Source organism: Streptomyces sp. NBC_01390 (genome assembly GCF_045040105.1).
In the GTDB taxonomy this organism is placed as follows: Bacteria; Actinomycetota; Actinomycetes; order Streptomycetales; family Streptomycetaceae; genus Streptomyces.
This window is the reverse complement of record NZ_CP109551.1, coordinates 6,473,465-6,491,412: the sequence shown is the minus strand read 5'-3', so window position 1 is coordinate 6,491,412 and position 17,948 is coordinate 6,473,465. Positions and strand designations below refer to the sequence as shown.

Annotated in this window: 16 protein-coding genes and 1 tRNA gene; 10 read left to right on the top strand and 7 right to left on the bottom strand. The window is 71.1% G+C overall.

Annotation, left to right across the window (positions count from 1 at the left end; all coding sequences use genetic code 11):
- Nucleotides 1-164 precede the first annotated feature (164 nt).
- Nucleotides 165-470, bottom strand: coding sequence for a hypothetical protein (locus OG241_RS29175; protein WP_334589988.1), 306 nt, complete (start codon nt 468-470; stop codon nt 165-167).
- Nucleotides 471-874: 404 nt separating this feature from the next.
- Between OG241_RS29175 and OG241_RS29170 the strand changes: the two genes are divergently transcribed.
- Together OG241_RS29170 and OG241_RS29165 are read left to right on the top strand one after the other, a co-directional pair.
- Nucleotides 875-1,741, top strand: a complete 867-nt coding sequence (locus OG241_RS29170) for a bifunctional DNA primase/polymerase (RefSeq protein ID WP_405819341.1) — start codon at nt 875-877, stop codon at nt 1,739-1,741.
- Nucleotides 1,742-1,936: 195 nt separating this feature from the next.
- Nucleotides 1,937-2,320 (top strand): DUF6083 domain-containing protein, encoded by a 384-nt coding sequence (locus OG241_RS29165; protein WP_405819339.1) that lies wholly within the window; start codon nt 1,937-1,939, stop codon nt 2,318-2,320.
- A 94-nt stretch (nt 2,321-2,414) separates the two neighbouring features.
- On the opposite strand, the gene OG241_RS29160 is transcribed toward OG241_RS29165, so the two are convergent.
- A tRNA-Ser gene (locus OG241_RS29160) sits at nt 2,415-2,501 on the bottom strand.
- A gap of 174 nt (nt 2,502-2,675) precedes the next feature.
- A complete protein-coding gene (locus tag OG241_RS29155; RefSeq protein WP_405819337.1) occupies nt 2,676-3,146 on the bottom strand; it encodes a winged helix-turn-helix transcriptional regulator in 471 nt (156 codons plus the stop codon).
- A 106-nt stretch (nt 3,147-3,252) separates the two neighbouring features.
- On the opposite strand from OG241_RS29155, the gene OG241_RS29150 reads away from it, so the two are divergent.
- A complete protein-coding gene (locus tag OG241_RS29150; protein WP_405819335.1) occupies nt 3,253-4,422 on the top strand; it encodes a thiolase family protein in 1,170 nt (389 codons plus the stop codon).
- Nucleotides 4,423-4,709: 287 nt separating this feature from the next.
- On the opposite strand, the gene OG241_RS29145 is transcribed toward OG241_RS29150, so the two are convergent.
- Nucleotides 4,710-6,182 (bottom strand): S1C family serine protease, encoded by a 1,473-nt coding sequence (locus tag OG241_RS29145; protein ID WP_405819333.1) that lies wholly within the window; start codon nt 6,180-6,182, stop codon nt 4,710-4,712.
- 288 nt (nt 6,183-6,470) lie between these two features.
- Between OG241_RS29145 and OG241_RS29140 the strand changes: the two genes are divergently transcribed.
- The 3 genes from OG241_RS29140 to OG241_RS29130 all read left to right on the top strand — a co-directional run bounded on the left by OG241_RS29140 (nt 6,471) and on the right by OG241_RS29130 (nt 9,243).
- The gene (locus tag OG241_RS29140; RefSeq protein WP_405819332.1) at nt 6,471-7,280 is read left to right on the top strand and encodes a glycerophosphodiester phosphodiesterase; all 810 of its coding nucleotides are present in this window, start codon (nt 6,471-6,473) and stop codon (nt 7,278-7,280) included.
- 196 nt (nt 7,281-7,476) lie between these two features.
- Nucleotides 7,477-8,115, top strand: coding sequence for an ATP-binding protein (locus OG241_RS29135; protein WP_405819330.1), 639 nt, complete (start codon nt 7,477-7,479; stop codon nt 8,113-8,115).
- A gap of 138 nt (nt 8,116-8,253) precedes the next feature.
- Nucleotides 8,254-9,243, top strand: a complete 990-nt coding sequence (locus OG241_RS29130) for a DUF5926 family protein (RefSeq protein WP_405819329.1) — start codon at nt 8,254-8,256, stop codon at nt 9,241-9,243.
- A 232-nt stretch (nt 9,244-9,475) separates the two neighbouring features.
- Here OG241_RS29130 and OG241_RS29125 read toward each other — a convergent pair whose 3' ends face one another.
- The gene (locus OG241_RS29125) at nt 9,476-10,072 is read right to left on the bottom strand and encodes a hypothetical protein (RefSeq protein ID WP_405819327.1); all 597 of its coding nucleotides are present in this window, start codon (nt 10,070-10,072) and stop codon (nt 9,476-9,478) included.
- Nucleotides 10,073-10,128: 56 nt separating this feature from the next.
- Nucleotides 10,129-10,803 (bottom strand): bifunctional DNA primase/polymerase, encoded by a 675-nt coding sequence (locus tag OG241_RS29120; protein ID WP_319096586.1) that lies wholly within the window; start codon nt 10,801-10,803, stop codon nt 10,129-10,131.
- Nucleotides 10,804-11,416: 613 nt separating this feature from the next.
- Between OG241_RS29120 and OG241_RS29115 the strand changes: the two genes are divergently transcribed.
- The 4 genes from OG241_RS29115 (at nt 11,417) to OG241_RS29100 (ending at nt 17,132) form a co-directional block, all read left to right on the top strand.
- On the top strand, nt 11,417-12,832 hold the full coding sequence (locus OG241_RS29115; RefSeq protein WP_405819324.1) for a PP2C family protein-serine/threonine phosphatase: 1,416 nt from the start codon (nt 11,417-11,419) through the stop codon (nt 12,830-12,832).
- Nucleotides 12,833-12,919: 87 nt separating this feature from the next.
- The gene (locus OG241_RS29110) at nt 12,920-14,386 is read left to right on the top strand and encodes an aminopeptidase P family protein (protein ID WP_405819322.1); all 1,467 of its coding nucleotides are present in this window, start codon (nt 12,920-12,922) and stop codon (nt 14,384-14,386) included.
- 56 nt (nt 14,387-14,442) lie between these two features.
- Complete coding sequence (locus tag OG241_RS29105) at nt 14,443-15,810, top strand: PLP-dependent aminotransferase family protein (RefSeq protein WP_405819320.1); 1,368 nt, start codon at nt 14,443-14,445, stop codon at nt 15,808-15,810.
- Nucleotides 15,811-15,899: 89 nt separating this feature from the next.
- Nucleotides 15,900-17,132, top strand: a complete 1,233-nt coding sequence (locus OG241_RS29100; RefSeq protein ID WP_405819318.1) for an MFS transporter — start codon at nt 15,900-15,902, stop codon at nt 17,130-17,132.
- Here OG241_RS29100 and OG241_RS29095 read toward each other — a convergent pair.
- On the bottom strand, nt 17,107-17,940 hold the full coding sequence (locus OG241_RS29095; RefSeq protein WP_405819316.1) for a triphosphoribosyl-dephospho-CoA synthase: 834 nt from the start codon (nt 17,938-17,940) through the stop codon (nt 17,107-17,109). The genes OG241_RS29100 and OG241_RS29095 overlap by 26 nt on opposite strands.
- Nucleotides 17,941-17,948: the final 8 nt, after the last annotated feature.

Here is a 17,948-nt window from a genome sequence, read left to right as displayed (position 1 = left end):
CTGTCCGTCAGATACGGGAGGGTGTCAAGGGTCCGAAAACGCCTGCGCGGCGACACGTTGTACCGAAGTACGTGCCGCCGCGCAGACGCGTTACCACCCCATGAAGCGCTCCCCACCAGGGAGTTCAGGACCGCCGGGGACCCACACCCCCACCGGCCCACGGCTCACCAGAGGTTGGTGAAGTTGACGACGGCGTTGGACTGGTCGATGGCCGTGAACGCCGAGCCGTTTACCTGCGCGGTGTTGTTCTGGTTCGAGGCGCCCGAGCCGACCGCCTGCTGCTGCGAGGTGGACGAGTTGCCGTTGTTGTTCCCGCCCACGCCGCTGCCGACGATGCCGGCGACGGCCGCGTTCGATCCGTCGTTCGCGAAGGCGCCGTTGTCCGCCGCGGCCACACCGCTGAACAGCGCGGCGGCGAGGGGCAGAGCCGAAACGGCGGCGAGAACGCGAGCGGTACGGATGCTTGCCATGTCTTTCCTCCAGAACATGTACGCCCCGGCTCCAGTGCCGGACCGTACGAAGTACGTGTGATGCGTGAACTGCTCCTGCTGCCAGGGAAGTTGGCCATCCGCCCCGGTGTTGTCCCGCCGCTGTGCACTGCGTCGCGAGATCAGAATTGCCCACCGAATCCCCGGCGAACCACCCCGGAACCACTTATTCCCCCTGAAGCGTGATGACAAGTCGATAAACCCCCTTCGGATCATGGAAGTCGCAGGTCAGGCCGACAGGACTGATTCACGCCAAGCCACCACGAAAGACACCAAGGGACACAAGGGCCGAAGCGTTCCCGCACATTTCCGGCCATTCCACCAACGGGGTCCGGACGGACAGCCACACCCTTCCCTTTTTCGAACATGCGTACGAACATGGAGGCATGGCCACCACAGACCGGCAGGCCACAACGCTGGCCCTCGCACACGCCCTGTCAGCCGCCGAGCGCGGCCTGGCCGTCATCCCCCTGTCCCGGACGAAGCTCCCGGCCCTCCGATCCCCCCACCGCGACTCCCCGGACCCCGCCCCCTGCCACGGCGAGTGCGGAAGCACGGGCCACGGCGTGTACGACGCCACGACCGACCCGTCCCGCATCCGCGAACTCTTCGCCGCCGCCCCCTGGGCCACCGGCTACGGCATCGCCTGCGGCCTGCCCCCGCACCACCTCATCGGCATCGACCTGGACACCAAGTCGGGCACGGACTCCTCCGCGGCCCTGCGCGAACTGGCCCTGCGTCATCTGTTCACGATCCCCGAGACGGTGGTCGTCCTGACCCCGTCCGGCGGCCGCCACCTCTGGCTGACCGGCCCCCCGGACGCCACGGTGCCGAACTCGGCGAGCAGGCTCGCCCCCGGCATCGACATCAGAGGAGCCGGCGGCTACCTGGTCGGCCCCGGCTCCCGCACCGAACACGGCGTCTACGGCACGGCTCCCGGCACGGCCCACCTGACCCCGGCACCCTGCCCACCGTCCCTCCTGCGCCTCCTCCTGCCCCCGCCCCGCACACACCGCTCAACGCTCCCCACACCTGCCGAACACGGCCAGGGCCTGGTCCAGTTCGTCCTCGCGGCCCACGAGGGCCAGCGCAACACCCGCCTCTTCTGGGCGGCCTGCCGCGCCTACGAGAACGGCATCGGCCCCGCCCTGCTGACCCCGCTCGTGGAAGCGGCCGTCCAGACGGGCCTGACGGAACGGGAGGCACGGGCGACGGTGGCTTCGGCGGAGCGGATGACGGGGCGACGGGGGTGAGGTGACGCATACGAACTTATCGGGCCACTGAGGCATGACTTCGTCAAATACGGCCAAAAGGCGCCCTGTCTGAACGGTGTACCGCGCACTCACACTCGCGACATGGGGGTTCACGGGTTTCACCGCGATGCCGACCGACCTGAGTGCTTGTTGTGCTCGGCGAACGGACCTGACGTTCGCGAGCGCGGACGCATCGTGCCCTTGTCGGCCGAACTCTGCGACGCCTGCTGGAACAAGCTGGCCAACAAGCTCGCCGAGTGCGAGGGAGCCACGGCAGTACCGAACCCGGAGTCGGACCCGGACGACATGGACTGGATCGAGCACCGCAGCTGCCGCCACTGCCATGCCCCGGTGCGCTGCTACCCGACCAACTACGACCGCTGGGTCGAGCTGGCCACCTTCGAGCTGCCGGCGAAGAAGGTTCCGCCACAACACCGTTGGCGACTGATGCGCCCGACGGCCCCCAACACCCCGATCGCGGTGGCGGCCGTCGCCATCAGGATCGGCGCCCTGGATCCGACGCCCGGCGAACCGGTCATCCCGGCCCACGAGTTCGTGTGCCTGCGGGAAGACACCTGACCACGCCCCTGAGACCCCGCCCTGGTCGTGCGCCGGGCAGACCGGCAAACAGAACGGCCTCCGACCCGTACACCAGGTCAGAGGCCGTTCACTGCGGTGGGTGTGGGATTTGAACCCACGGTGACATCGCTGCCACGACGGTTTTCAAGACCGTTCCCTTAGGCCGCTCGGGCAACCCACCTGCGCCCCGGCCCACCAGGGACGGAGCGGGTACAGCGTACCTGGCGCGGGCGCTGCTCGGGCGGCGTGATCCAGAAGGGGTCCACTGGGTCGGTTCCGCTCCCCAGGTCTGCCGCTGAAGGGTGGCGTCGGCACCGCGAGGGTTCCTCAGCCGCTCTCCACAGACTGGGCTGGTTCAGGCCGCCGTGGGCCCCGTCACCGACCAGCCCTCGGCCTGCGGACGGGCCGTCAGGTCCTCGTGGTGCAACGGCTTGCCGCAGGCCTGGCAGGTGACCACCGGGACCAGATCGCTGCCGCAGCTGTGCTCCATGACCATGGGGCGGTCGTTGCCCTTGCGGATGTGGCGGTCGCCCCACTCCATGAGGGCCATCAGGACCGGCTCCAGTTCGAGCCCCGCCTGGGTGGGCCGGTAGTCGAAGCGCTGCGGCCGCTCGCTGTAGATGCGCTTCGTCAGGATCCCGGCGTCCACGAGGCGGCGCAGGCGGGTGGCCAGAATGTCGCGCGGTGCGCCGATGTTGCGCACCAGCTGGTCGAAGCGGCCGTTGCCCAGGCACACCTCCCGCAGGACGAGCAGCGAGTACTTCTCGCCCACGAGCGCCAGAGCGTCGGCGATGGAACAGGGGCGCGGGTCTTTGGTGGCGGCCATGACGCCCAGCTTAGGGGAGGGTTTGTTTTTCCAACCTTCCGAGTTATGGTGAATTTGAATTTCCTACTCACTGGTAGTCTCGCCAATTCGTCGCGGAGGCCCGCACATGCGTGACGCAGTCATCGTCGAAGCCGTACGCACCCCCATCGGCAAGGGCAAGCCGGGCGGCTCCCTCGCGCACGTCCACCCCGTCGAACTCCTCGCCCACACCCTGCGCACCCTCGTCGACCGTTCCGGCGTCGACCCGGCGCTGATCGATGACGTCATCGGCGGCACCGTCGACCAGGTCGGCGAGCAGGCCATGAACACCACTCGCTACGCCGTCCTGTCGGCGGGCTTCCCGGACACCGTCCCGGCGACCACCGTGGACCGTCAGTGCGGCTCCTCCCAGCAGGCCGTGCACTTCGCCGCACAGGGCGTCATCTCGGGCGCCTACGACCTCGTCGTCGCCTGCGGTGTGGAGTCGATGAGCCGGGTGCCGATGTGGTCGAACGTGCCGCCCGGCAAGGACCCCTTCGGGCCCGGCGTCGCCGAGCGCTACCCGGAGGGTCTGGTCCCGCAGGGCATCAGTGCCGAACTCATCGCCGCCAAGTGGTCGATCACCCGCGACCAGATGGACGCCTTCGCGGTCTCCTCCCACCACAAGGCCGCCGAGGCCTGGGCCAATGGTCTCTTCGACGCCGAAGTCGCGCCCCTGGGGGACGTCACGCGCGACGAGTGCGTACGGCCGAACAGCACCCCGGAGATCCTCGCCGGCCTCCGGCCCGCCTACCACGACCCGGCCTTCGCCGAGCGCTTCCCGCAGATCGAGTGGAACGTCACCGCGGGCAACGCCAGCCCCGTCAACGACGGCGCCTCCGCCGTGCTCATCACCTCCAGCGAGACCGCCGCCCGCCTCGGCCTGCGCCCGCTCGCCCGGCTGCACAGCTTCGCCGTCACCGGCTCCGACCCGCTCCTCATGCTCACCGGCGTCATCCCGGCCACCGAGAAGGTGCTGCGCAAGGCGCACCTGACGCTCGACGACATCGACCTGTTCGAGGTCAACGAGGCGTTCTCCAGCGTCGTCCTGGCCTGGCAGCAGGAGACCGGCGCCGACCTTGCCAAGGTCAACGCGCACGGTGGCGCGATCGCCCTCGGCCACCCGCTGGGAGCCAGCGGCACCCGGCTGACGACCACCCTTGTGCACGCCATGCGCGCGCGTGGCGCCCGTTACGCCCTGCAGACGATGTGCGAGGCGGGCGGTCTCGCCAACGCGATGATCTTGGAAGCCGTGTAAGCGACTGACGTCCCCGCAGGTGGTGCCGCTTGTGCCAGGCCACCACCTGCGACGACGTACACGGCAGCGTTCGGGATCGAACCGAGCGCCGTCGCCCGTGCGGGAGACGGCGGCGAAGTAGTCCGCCGCCCAGAACGGCACCCCAGGGGGAACAGCCGGACCGCCGAGGCCCATGCGGATGGGGTGCCCCTCACCAAGGGGCACCCCATCTGGCCTGCGTACTCATGACCGGCGGAAGCAGTGGGATTCGAACCCAAGAGAAACGGGTCTGCCCGCGCGCGCGTGGGTCAGTTGTCGCCCTCGCGGGAGCCCAGGGTCAGGTCGACCGTCTTTGACTTGCCGTCGCGTTCGTAGGTGATCTGGACCTTGTCGCCGGGCTTGTGGGTCCAGATCTCGCCGATCAGGGTCGGACCGCTGTCGATCACGTGGTCGTCGAGCTTGGTGATGACGTCGCCGGGCTTCAGGCCCGCCGCAGCCGCCGGGCCGCCCGCCTCGACGGGATCGGCGGCGTCCGTGCCCTTCTGGCTGATCTGCGCGCCGCCCGTGCCCTCGGTCAGGGTGACCGAGGCGCCGATCTTCGCGTAGACCGGCTTGCCGGTCTTGATCAGCTGCTGGGCGACGTACTTCGCCTGGTTGATCGGGATGGCGAAGCCCAGGCCGATCGAGCCGGACTGGCCGGTGCTCAGGCCGCCGCTGCTGGAGGACTGGATCGCCGAGTTGATGCCGATGACGTTGCCCGCCGCGTCGAGCAGCGGGCCACCGGAGTTGCCCGGGTTGATCGACGCGTCCGTCTGCAGGGCGCTCATGTACGACGCCTTGCTGCTGGCGCTGCCGTCGCTGGAGGCCACCGGGCGGTTCTTGGCGCTGATGATGCCCGTGGTCACCGTGTTGGAGAGGCCGAAGGGGGCGCCGATCGCGATCGTCGAGTCGCCCACGGCCACCTTGTCGGAGTCGCCGAGGGTGAGCGGCTGGAGATCCGAGGGGGCGTTCTTGAGCTTGATGACCGCGACGTCGTAGCCCTGTGCGTGGCCGACGATCTCGGCGTTGTACTTCTTGCCGTCCGGGAAGGTGGCCGTCAGTTTGCCGCCGTCGACCGCGTCCGCGACGACGTGGTTGTTGGTGACGATGTGACCCTGGGTGTCGAAGACGAAGCCCGTACCGGTGCCGCCCTCGCCGCTGGAGCTCTCCGCCTCGATGGTGACGGTGCTCGGCAGCGCCCTGGCGGCCACGCCCGCGACCGTGCCGGCGTCACGCTTCAGGTCACCGCCGGCCTGCTGTGCGGCGGAGACCGTCGTCGACGTGGTGGAGTCGTCGTTGTCCTTGGCCAGCGTGTAGCCGAGGCCGCCGCCCAGGCCGCCGGCGACCAACGCGGCCACCAGCACCGCGGCGAACAGCCCGCCGCGCCCGGACTTCGGCTTCGGCTGCTGGTCGTACGTGGCGCCCCAGGGCGCGCCCGTGTCGCCGCCGCCTCCGCCGTCCATGTACGACGGTGTCGCCGGCGGCGGAGGCGGCGGCCAGGCCGCTGCCTCGTGGCCCGCACCCGCGCCCTGAGGGGCGTCCGGCGCTCCCGCCGACGCGTACGCCGGCACCTGTCCCGCGTGCGCCGGTTCCGGCTCCGGGGCGCCCTGGGGCACCGGCGGGAGCGGAGTCGTCCTGTCCTCGTGCGCGGTGGCCTGCGGGGAGGCAGCAGGAGCTTCCACCGGCACGGGAGGTGCGGACGGGGCCGGGGGTACCGCAGTGCCCTCGTTCTCGGTGCTCACAGCTCTTTCTCCTCGATCCACGGCTGTCCTTCTCGGTCGCACTCGGTCACGCCCGACCACACGTGCGCGTACCCGTTCATACGGGTGGCGGTCGGTACGTGATTCAGCTGTGCGCGTCCTTTTGTATGCCGTCAGCTTTTCCCACGGGCCGTCAGGGCACCATAAGCGGTGCCTGTGGGTCCGGGACCATCCTTTATATCCGACAAGTCACACAAGCATGGGCATCTGTTACGCGCATCGGGCACCCGTGACGTCACAGCCGCCCTCCGACGGTGACACCATGACGCGGTGACCCACGCACGACAGCACCCGATCCAGGTCGTCGCCCACCGCGGAGCCTCGGAGGAGGCCCCCGAGCACACGCTGGCCGCCTACAAGAAGGCGATCGAGGCCGGCGCCGACGCCCTGGAGTGCGATGTACGGCTGACTGCGGACGGCCATCTCGTCTGCGTCCACGACCGTCGCGTCAACCGTACGTCCAATGGCCGCGGCGCGGTCTCCGCCCTGGAGCTCGCCGACCTCGCCGCCCTGGACTTCGGCTCCTGGAAGACCGGGGACGAGGCCCCCGACTGGGAACACCGCCCGGAGGACCGCGAGGACACCTCCGTACTCACCCTGGAGCGGCTTCTCGAACTCGTCGCGGACGCCGGGCGGCGGGTGGAGCTGGCCATCGAGACCAAGCACCCCACGCGGTGGGCGGGCCAGGTCGAGGAGCGGCTGCTGTTCCTGCTCAAACGGTTCGGCCTGGACGCCCCGGAGTCGCCGACAGATTCACAGGTACGGGTCATGAGTTTCTCGGCGCGCTCGCTGCACCGCGTCCGGGCCGCCTCGCCGACGCTGCCGACCGTCTACCTGAACCAGTTCCTCTCACCCCGGCTGCGCGACGGGCGACTGCCCACCGGGGTGGGGATCGCCGGCCCCTCCATCCGGATCGTGCGCAGTCACCCCGCGTACATCGAGCGGCTGAAACGCGCCGGTCACCAGGTGCACGTCTGGACCGTGAACGACCCCGCGGACGTCGACCTCTGCGTCGCCCTCGGCATCGACGCCGTCATCACCAACCGCCCGGGCGCGGTCCTGCGGCAACTGGGCCGCTGACCAGCCACACTTCCGCGACGCCAGGAACCTTCGGCCGCGAGTCGTCTCTTACCCGACTCCGACCCCGGTTCACGTCCGGGCTCTTGACCTGGCGGTCCCGGTGAGGAAACCTCCACCTTCGGCCATACCGTCGAAATCCGGCCACTCGACTACAGGGAGTGCACCGGCGCGTTCGGTCCGTGTTCGATCATTGCGAGTGCGTCACCGAAGGCGGAAGGGGCGGTTTCCGGTACAGGCCAAAGGGGCATTCACACCGTGGCGTGGGGCAAAGGAGGTCTCGGGGGTGGCGTTGGTGGTGGCACAGGAGGTGCCCACGTCGTCGAGCATGGCCGTTCCCCATGGCCCTGCGGGCGTGGGGAAAGCAAGACACCGGATGCGCGATCAGTTGCGCACGGGCGGTGTGGCGGAATCGGTCATAGACGACGCGGTACTGATCCTGTCCGAACTCTTGAGCAATGCGTGCAAACACGGTCGGCCACTGGGCGAGGCCCTGGCCGGTGACGGCGACGTCCGGGCCGCGTGGCGCGTGGACTCCGGCGGCAGACTCATCGTCGAGGTGACGGACGGCGGCGGCCCGACCCGCCCGATTCCGTCGACCCCCTCGGTGACGGCGCACGGCGGTCGCGGGCTGAACATCATCACGGCGCTGGCCGACGACTGGGGCGTCCGGGACGACACCCGCGGCGAGGTCACGGTGTGGGCCGTCGTCAACGACGACGTCCACGACCCGAACGCCGGCCACCGGCGTACCGACTTCGCCACCCGCGTCACAGGCCGCTCGATGTCCGCGGTACCCGACCTGGACTTCGCGGACGCGTTCGACGACATGGACTGACGGCACACCGGCGGCGTCAGGTGCGCACAGGTCCTGACGCCGGTGTGCGGTGCGTTGTCCACAGGGTCCCGTCGGCCGTCGTACGAACGGCTAGGCTCGCGCCAGTACGAGACGAGCCGTAACCGGGAGACACCCACGATGGCCAAGAAGCGCCCCCAGACCAAGGCCTCGCGGCCTCAGCCGTCCGACCGAGCCCGCGCCGGAGGCGCTGACGGGGACTTTCCGGTTGTCGGTGCCCGCGAGCCCTGCCCCTGCGACAGCGGCCGGCGCTACAAGGCCTGTCACGGCCGGGCCGCCGCGCACGCGGTGACCGAACTGGTGCACCGGCCCTTCGAGGGCCTGCCCGGAGAGGGCGACTGGGTGGCTCTGCGCGAGCTGGTCCCCGCCGCCACCGTGGAGCTGACCCTGAAGGGCGGCCTCCCCGAGGGCGTTCCCTCGGTCACACTCGCGACGGTCCTGCCGATGGCGTGGCCCGCCCTGCGCCGTGACGACGGCTCGGTCCTGCTCGGGCTGCAGAACGACACGGCGTCCGGCGACATCAGCCGCGACCTCGCGGACACCCTCCAGCGCGCGCTCACCGCGGCCCCCGGCACGCCCGTACAGGGCCGCCGCGCACCGGCCGAGAGCCCGCGGCTGCAGGACCTGCTCGATCCCGAAGGCGTGTTCGAGCCAGTTGTGCACACGGGCTTCGAGTTCTGGGTTCCGGACGCGCAGAACGCCACGGCGGACGTCACCGCCTCCCTGGAGCGTGCGAACGACGCGGCCATCCCGACCGTGAAGCTGACGGGCGTCGACGCCGCGTACTGGTGCGAGACCCCGGACAAGAACCACCTGCGCTGGGTGATGCCGCACGGCGAGGAGCAGCTGCTCGACGCCCTCACGCGGCTGCACGCGGCCGGGCAGTCCAGCCTGGGCGAGGGCACCCGTCTGGTGGGCTCCTTCCGGGCTCACGGCCTCACCGTCCCGGTCTGGGACCTGCCGACCGGCGTCACCGCGGAGGACGTCGAGAAGCCGGCCGCCGAGTTCGCCGACCGTCTCGCCAGCGCGCTGGCCTCGGACGCGCCGCTCACCCCGGACGAGCGCCGCGCACGCGGCGGACTGACCAACCGACAGGTGACGCTCAGCTGACGCACGGTCGGACCCGTCGATTCCGCGGCCTCCGGTGGGGGGTGACTCCAGTCACAACTCCCCGTGAGAACAAGGGAATCGGTGTCCGAATAGCCGAGATCGAATTTGCGAACCGCCGATCTCTTGTTAGCGTTGCGGTAGCCCGGTTGCTGGTGCATCCCCCGTCGCCAGCAACCGGGTCTTTCTTTGCCCGGAGATTCCCGCAGCGTGCTGTACGGAACCGCGCCGCGCGTCAACTCCCGTCGGGCGCCCCGGAGTTGCTCCCCGAACGCAGCAGCAGCGGCCTTTGTCCCGCGGCCGCCGCCCCTCCGGCCCCGTCCGTGGAATTCCCCGCCGCCGCGAACTCCGCGACCGCCGTGTACGCCCCCGGCTCACCCGCCGTGCGCTCCCTGGGCGTCTCGCACACCCCGGGCTCGTCCTCGGCACCCACCGCGCACCGCAGCTGCACGGTGTGGGAGTCGGGGCCCATGAGGCTCAGCACGGACACGAGGTCACGGCCAGTCGTATTGCGATAGTAGGTGCGCGCCCAGGTCTCCTCCCCCTGGGACAGGACACAGGTCTGCGCCTCGATGCCGTCGGGGGAGGTGAGTTCGGGACCGCAGCGGGCGGCGGTGGCGAGCCCCAGACCGAGCAGCAGCGGGGAACCGGTGGGATCGGCGGCTTCTCGCGCCTTGTCGTCCTCCGGGCCCTGCTGAGGGCCTTCTTCAGGCGTCAGGGAGAGAAGGGCGTCGCGGTCCGCGTCGCCCACGGGGCCCGCGGACGCCACGGCCAGCGGCAGGGCGACCGTGAGCGCCACGACGCCCGAGAGCGCGAGCAGACGGAGGTTCATGGAGGTGAACATAACGACAGGGGACGGGCGCCCGGTTGCCCGCGCGCCCGACACCCCTACAACTCGGGCGCGCTCACACCCGTACGAGTGAGGGCCTCGACCACGGCGTCCACCACGGCCTCGACATCGGGCAGCCAGGGCGAGGCCGAGCCGGGCAGCGGAGCCCGCTCCCAGCGGACCTGGCCGTGACCGGTCTCGGACGGCGGCAGGGCGATGTAACCGCCCTCGCTGTGGAAGCGGAGCGAACCGGGCACGAAGTCCTTCGCGTACAGCAGTTCGCCCAGCTGTTCCATCGTGTACGGCTTCACGAGCAGCGACCAGCGGGTGGGACCCGCAACGACCGGACCCAGGCGCATGCCCTTGCGGTCCAGGGCGTCGAGAGCGCGGGCCGCGGCCGGGGCCGGCAGGCTGACCGCGCACGGAGCCGCGCCGCCGGTGGCGAGGATGATGGGAGCCGTCGGCCGGTTCGTCCACCACCAGCGCACCATGCGCTCGTCGGTGGTCGCCGCCAGCAGGCCGGGTTCGAACGGGTGAGCGCCGGGGACCGTGCACTCCGGGTCGGGGCAGCCGCAACGGGCGCGCCCCTGTGGATCCGGTGCCACGCCCGGGAGTACGGGCCACTGCCAGCCGGCCGCGAACGTCAGGGCCGCGCCGAGCACCTCAGGCTTCCCGCCGTCGCGCCGGGACAGGAGCCTGCGTCGCCTTCCGAGCCTTCCGAGGATCTCGCGCATGAGCGCTCGTTCCTTTCCGTTGCACGCCTGGCAACACCGTGGGCTACATCACACCATGTGTCGATCACTTCACTGTGCGTATCTTCTGGCGCATCCCGACCTGCGGGAGGCAAGGGGCAGCCCCCTTGTTGTGCGCCGAGCGCCGAGCGTTGGCTTCGTCCGCGTCCATACTGCGTTCATCAAAAGCATGGGCATGGCGCGGGGTGGCGGAGTCTGGCGTTTTGCGTCCCGCGTATTTCTCTCCGCCTCCGCCAGGGGAGGATGGGACACGGCCGTCGGTGGTTAAGACGCCCGGGTCCGTCGCCAGGTTCCGGGTGGTTGACACAACCACCCCCGGCCTTCACCGAGTACGTACCCACCAAGACCGCTGTGACGCTCCGTCGAACCAGGCCAGTCGACCTCAATAACCCGCTACCCGAGTCAGTTTTAGGCCAACTTTGCTTTTTCGCAAGGGGACCGCGGCGAACCCATGGACACCAGGAATCCCAGCAGGACAATGCTGGACATCCCCTCACGAGTGCGTGTACATGTGGAGACACTGCTAGCGGCGCAGAATCACATGGGGGTTTGCGATGCTATTGAGCAATAAGCGCCGGTCGGAAGGCCGGACGCCATGAACGCCCCTCACCTCCCGAAAGTGGCTGGAATCGATTCAACGGTTCCCTCACCCGCACACACTGTCGCGCCCGCGCCCGTAGTCCCGGACACCCCAGCGGACACTCCCGCGCTGACCTGCACGAACGGCCCCGGCATCCTGCTTCAGGACCGTCTCGCCGGCTGGGTGTCCGACCTCACAACACTGCACGAACTCACCGAACGGCTGGCCCGCACGGCGGCACTCGCCGACGCACTGCAGGAGCTGCTGAACGCCGGAGCCGCTCTCGTGGGCGCCCGGCGCGGCCTCGTCGTCCTGGAACCCGGTGACGGACTCGGCCCCGACACCACCATTGGCCTGGGGCTGGCCCGCGCGGACCTCGGGCACATCGAGACGATCCCGCGCGGCGCCATGCCGTACGGGCAGCTCCTCGACACGGCCGCCGGCCTGCCCGGCGGCGAGAGCGAAATCACACACCCGGACCTCCTCGCCGAGGACGGTCTCGACCCCCGTCACCGTGAAGTGGCCGCCCGTCTCGGCTACGCGGCGAGCTACGCGCTCCCCCTGTCCACGGAGTCCGCGGGCCGCCTCGGCGCGGCCGTCTGGCTGTACGACGAGCCCGCGGAGCCGGTCGAACGGCAACGGCACCTCGTCGGCCTGTACGCGCGGTTCGCGACCGAGCACCTGGCACGGCTGGTCGAAGTGGAGCGCACGCGCGCGTGTGTGCGCACGATCTCCGAGGAGCTGCTGCCCGCCAGGCTGCCCCGGACCGCCGGTGTCCAGCTGGCCGCCCGGCACCGCACCGGTCCGCGCGGGGGCGGCGACTGGTACGACGCGCTGCCGCTGCCGGACGCCGCCCTGGGCCTGGCCGTGGGCGCGGTGACCGGCTCCGGACCGAGCGCGATCGCCGCGATGGGCCGGCTGCGGGCCTCCCTGCGCGCGTACGCCGTGATGGAGGGCGAGGACCCGGTGGCGGTCCTCTCCGACCTGGAGCTGCTGCTGAGGCTCACCGAGCCCGCCCGCTGCGCCACCGCCCTGTTCGCCTACTGCGAGCCCGCGCTGCGCAAGGTCACGCTGGCCGGCGCCGGGCACTGTCCGCCCCTGCTGATCGGCGAGCGGCGCACGGAGTTCGTGGAGACCACCGTGTCGGCGCCGCTCGGGATGCTCGCCTGCTGGGAGGCGCCCAGCGTGGAGTTCCGTACCGAGCCCGGAGAGACGGTTCTGCTGTACACCGACGGGCTGCTGCACCGTACCGGCGAACCCGTGGACCGGGCCTTCTCCCGGCTGCACGCGGCGGCGGCGAGCGTCCCCCGGCAGTTGCGGGACGACGCGGGCGCGATCGCGGACCATGTCCTGCGGAGCATGCTGCCGGACGGGCTGGACGCGTCGGACGGTCAGGAGGACGTCGTACTGCTGTCGGCGCGGTTCGAGTGAGCCGCCGGTCGCCCCGCGCACCTCTGGGCCCCGTCCCGTACGACCGTACGATGGACGGGGTCCAGTGCCGTATCTAGGAGGATGACCGTGGCGGACGAGCTCAATCCGGCGATCCCGGAGACTGAGGCCGAGCCCGAAGAGCCGATCAAGCAGCGGAAGAACGGCCTGTACCCGGGCGTGTCCGACGAGCTTGCCGAGAACATGAAGTCGGGCTGGGCCGACACCGAGCTGACGGGCCTGGAGCCCATCGCTCAGGCCGGTCACACCGCCGCCCGCCGCGCCGCGCTCTCCGCGCGCTTCCCGGGCGAGCGCCTGGTGATCCCGGCGGGCAACCTGAAGACGCGTTCGAACGACACGGAGTACCCCTTCCGTGCCTCTGTCGAATACGCGTATCTGACCGGTAACCAGACCGAGGACGGCGTGCTCGTCCTGGAGCCCGTCACCGGCGGTCACAAGGCGACGATCTATCTCCTCCCGCGCTCCGACCGCGAGAACGGTGAGTTCTGGCTCTCCGGGCAGGGTGAGCTGTGGGTCGGCCGCCGGCATTCACTCACCGAGGCCGAACAGGTGTACGGCATTCCGGCGTCGGACGTGCGCGAGCTGGCCGACCGGCTCAGGGAGGCCACCGGGCCGGTACGGGTCGTACGTGGGTTCGACGCCGGTATCGAGGCCGCCCTGACCGACAAGGTCACCGCCGAGCACGACGACGAACTGCGGGTCTTCCTCTCCGAGGCGCGGCTGGTCAAGGACGAGTTCGAGATCGACGAGCTGCAGAAGGCCGTCGACTCGACGGTGCGTGGGTTCGAGGACGTGGTGAAGGTCCTCGACAAGGCCGAGGCGACCTCCGAGCGTTACATCGAGGGCACCTTCTTCCTCCGCGCGCGCGTGGAGGGCAACGACGTCGGCTACGGCTCCATCTGCGCGGCCGGCCCGCACGCCTGCACGCTCCACTGGGTGTGCAACGACGGGGCCGTGCGCTCCGGCGAGCTGCTGCTGCTGGACGCGGGCGTCGAGACGCACACGTACTACACGGCCGACGTCACCCGGACTCTGCCGATCAACGGCACGTACACCGAGATCCAGAAGAAGATCTACGACGCGGTGTACGACGCCCAGGAGGCCGGTATCGCGGCCGTGCGGCCCGGCGGCAAGTACCGGGACTTCCACGACGCGGCGCAGCGGGTGCTGGCCGAGCGGATCGTGGAGTGGGGGCTTGTCGAGGGGCCCGTGGAGCGGGTGCTGGAGCTGGGGTTGCAGCGGAGGTGGACGCTGCACGGCACGGGGCACATGCTCGGCATGGACGTTCACGACTGTGCCGCGGCGCGGGTGGAGTCCTATGTCGACGGGACGTTGGAGCCGGGGATGGTGCTGACGGTTGAGCCGGGGTTGTACTTCCAGGCTGATGATCTGACCGTGCCTGTGGAGTATCGGGGTATCGGGGTGCGGATCGAGGACGACATCCTGGTGACGGAGGCCGGGAATCGGAATCTGTCGGACGGGCTGCCCCGGCGATCTGACGAGGTGGAAGCTTGGATGGCTTCGCTCAAGGGTTGAGTTTCGTCTGCGGGTAGTTCGTGGCTGGTCGCGCAGTTCCCCGCGCCCCTAGGGGGATGGGTGTGGACCTGCATCTGGAAGTGATCGCGGCTGAAGGGCGTCGTGCCGGGATCGAGCGGGCCCTTCGTGACGCCGTGCGGGACGGGCGGCTTGCGCCCGGTGTTCTGTTGCCTGCCACCCGGCGGCTCGCCGATGAGCTGGGGGTTTCGCGGGGGACCGTGAAGGCGGCCTACGACCAGTTGGTCACCGAGGGGTATCTCACCGCTCGGCAGGGGGCCGGTACGCAGGTCGCCGCGTTGCCCTCCGTCGGTGCCGAGCCGCCGGAGGTAGCCGCACGCGCGCGTGTGCCCCGGTTCGACCTGCGGCCGGGGAGCCCGGACGTCGGGACGTTCCCGGCGGACGCCTGGCTGCGGGCGCTCCGCCGGGCCGTCGCGACGGCGCCCTCCCCGGCGTACGACTACGGCGACCCGCGCGGCCGGATCGAGCTGCGGACGGCACTGTCGGACTACCTGGGGCGGGCCCGCGGGGTGCTCGCGCCGCCCGAGCGGATCGTGATCACCTCCGGGTACGTGCAGGGGCTCTCGCTGCTCACGCGCGTGCTGGACGGCGCCGCCATCGCCATGGAGGACCCGGGGCTGCCGTTCCACCGGGAGGTCGTACGGCGGGCCGGCGGGCGGGTCGTACCGGTGGGCGTCGACGAGCGCGGCGCCCGCGTCGAGGAGTTGACCGGCCCCGGCAAGGTCTCCGCGGTCGTCGTCACCCCCGCCCATCAGTACCCGACCGGCGTGACCCTGCACCCGGAGCGGCGGCGGGCGCTCACCGACTGGGCACGCGCGCGTGACGGGCTGATCGTCGAGGACGACTACGACGGGGAGTTCCGCTACGACAGACAGCCCGTCGGCGCTCTTCAGGGCATGGCCCCGGGACAGGTCGCCTATATCGGCACCGCTTCCAAGACGCTCGGGCCCGCCCTGCGCCTGGGCTGGATGGTGCTGCCCCCGCATCTGGTCGACGCGGTCGCCGACGCCAAACTTCACAGCGACCACCACACCGAGACCATCGGTCAGCTGGCCCTCGCCGAACTGATCACCAGCCACGCCTACGACCGGCACGTGCGCGCGTGCCGCCTGCGCTACCGGCGTCGCCGGGACCGGCTCGTCGACCTGCTGGGCGCCCACCGGGACGTGCGCGGGATCGCCGCGGGGCTGCACGCCCTGGTGGAGGTGGCCGACGAGGCGGAGGTCAGGGCGCGGGCCAAGGAGGCCGGGCTCGCGGTCGGGTACCTCGAGGAGCACTGGCACGTGCCGGGCGCGGTGGCGGCGGGCGCTCGGGCGCAGGGGCTGGTCGTCGGGTACGGGACGCCTCGGGAGGGGGTCTACGAGGAGGCGTTGGCCGTGCTCGGGCGGGTTCTGAACGGTGGTTGAGTTCGGTTTCCCCGGCCTGAAATTGGGCCACTGAAAGGCATGACTATTGGGCCTGCCGATCGGTCCACCGTGCTTCTAACGTCGTCCGTATGACCAACTCCCTCGTCCCGCCCGCAGGCCCGCAACGTGTGCTCGCCCTGGCCCAGCTGACCAACTCGGTCGGCGACGGGGCGTACTACGTCACCTCCGCCCTCTACTTCACCCACGTCGTCGGGCTGGCCCCCGCGCGCGTGGGGCTCGGGCTGACGCTCGCCTGGGCGGTCGGTTCGCTGGTCGGGGTGCCGCTGGGGCGGCTCGCCGACCGGCGTGGGGCGCGCGGGACCGCCGTACTGCTGGCGCTCGCCACCGGGGCCGCGGTGGCGTCCTTCCTGGTCGTGCGGGGCTTCGTGCCGTTCGTGATCGCGGCCTGTGCCTACGCGTCCGCGCAGTCGGGGCTCGCGGCGGCCCGGCAGGCGCTGCTCGCCGGGCTGGTGACGGCCGGGGACCGCACACGGCTGCTCGCGCACCTCCAGTCCACGCTCAACGCCGGTCTGGCGGTGGGCGCCGGGCTCGGCGGGCTCGCGCTGAGTGCCGGGACACGGGCGGCGTATCTCGGGGTGTTCGCGCTGGACGCGGTGAGCTTCCTGGTCTGTGCGGGGCTGCTGCTGCGGCTGCCGTCGGTTGCGCCCGTCGCGGCGGCGAAGTCGCGGGGGCTCGGTGTGCTGCGCGACCGGCCGTACGTCGTCGTGACCCTGCTCAACACCGTGCTGCTGCTGCGCATGCCGCTGCTCAGCCTCGGAATCCCGCTGTGGATCACCGAGCGGACCGACGCTCCCGCCTGGGTCGTCTCCGCGCTGTTCGTGCTCAACACGGGCGCGGTGATGGTGTTCCAGGTGCGGATGGCGCGCGGGGTGACGGAGCTCGGGTCGGCCACGCGCGCGGTACGGCGCTCCGGTTGGGTGATGCTCGCGGCGTGCGCGGTGTTCGCCCTGTCCGCCGGGGTGGGGCCCTGGGTGGGCGTCGGTGTCCTGGTGGTCGGCGCGGTGCTTCAGGTCGTCGCCGAGATGGGCCAGTCGGCGGGATCCTGGCAGCTGTCGTTCGAGCTGGCCCCGGCCGACCGCGTCGGCGAGTACCAGGGCTTCTTCGGCACCGGCGTCACCGTGGCCCGTACCGCGGGGCCCCTCGTCCTCACCGCCCTGCTGGTGGGCTGGGGGACCCCGGGATGGCTGCTGCTGGGCGCAGTCACGCTGGTGGCGTCGTACGCCATGGGCCCGGCGGCCCGGAAGGCGGCCGCCGCAGGCCCGGTCGGCGCGGCTGTCAGGCGGCCCGTGTCAGTGGGCTGACCGGCAGCGAGTCCAGGAACAGGGCCCCCGCGAAGAGCCCGGCGCTGCCGCGGGGGCTCCACGCGCGCGCGTGGAGGTCGTCGTCGAGGGCGGCCAGAGCCGCGGCGCCCGCTTCCGTCGACGTGCCGCCCGCTTCCAGGACTCCGCGGGCGCCCGCCTGGACATGGCGCAGGCCGTGCGGGCCCGCCGTGTACAGCAACTCGGTGTCCTGGAGCGTCGACATGACGGTCAGCAGCGCGTCGAGGCGGGCCTGCGCCTCCGTCGCGCCGGTCGAGCGGGCGACGGCCAGCGCGTCCAACGCCCGCCGTACGTGCGGGAATCCGGCCCGCGCCTCGCCCCGGGCGCCGGCGGCGCCGTACTTCGCCGACACCGAGGAGCCCCGGGAGGGTCTGCGCGGGGCGCGTTTGTCGGGGTGGGAGGCGATGCGCTTGGCCGCGGCGGCGACGTCGAGCGCCTTGGCCCGGGGGTCCAGGGCGGCTGCCGCGACCAGCAGGCCGAGCGCCCACAGGGCACCCCGGTGGCCACCGCCCGTGAGCCCCACCGAGTGCTCGGTGGACCGGCCGATGGCGCCCAGTTCCGTACGGAGCCCGGGTGTCGGTTCGCCGGTGCGGCGGGCCGCGGCGGCCATCGCCGTGAGGCCGGGCGCGAGCGCCTTGGCCGACCAGCGCAGGGCGAGTTGGTCCCGGCGCGTGGCACGGGCGTGGAGATCGCGCGGGTCGGGCAGGCCCGGCTTGGGAGCCAGGGCCAGCTGTCCGGTCAGCGCGTCCACGGCGGCGAGCGCCAGCGCCTCGTCCTCACGGCTTGTCATGTACGCAC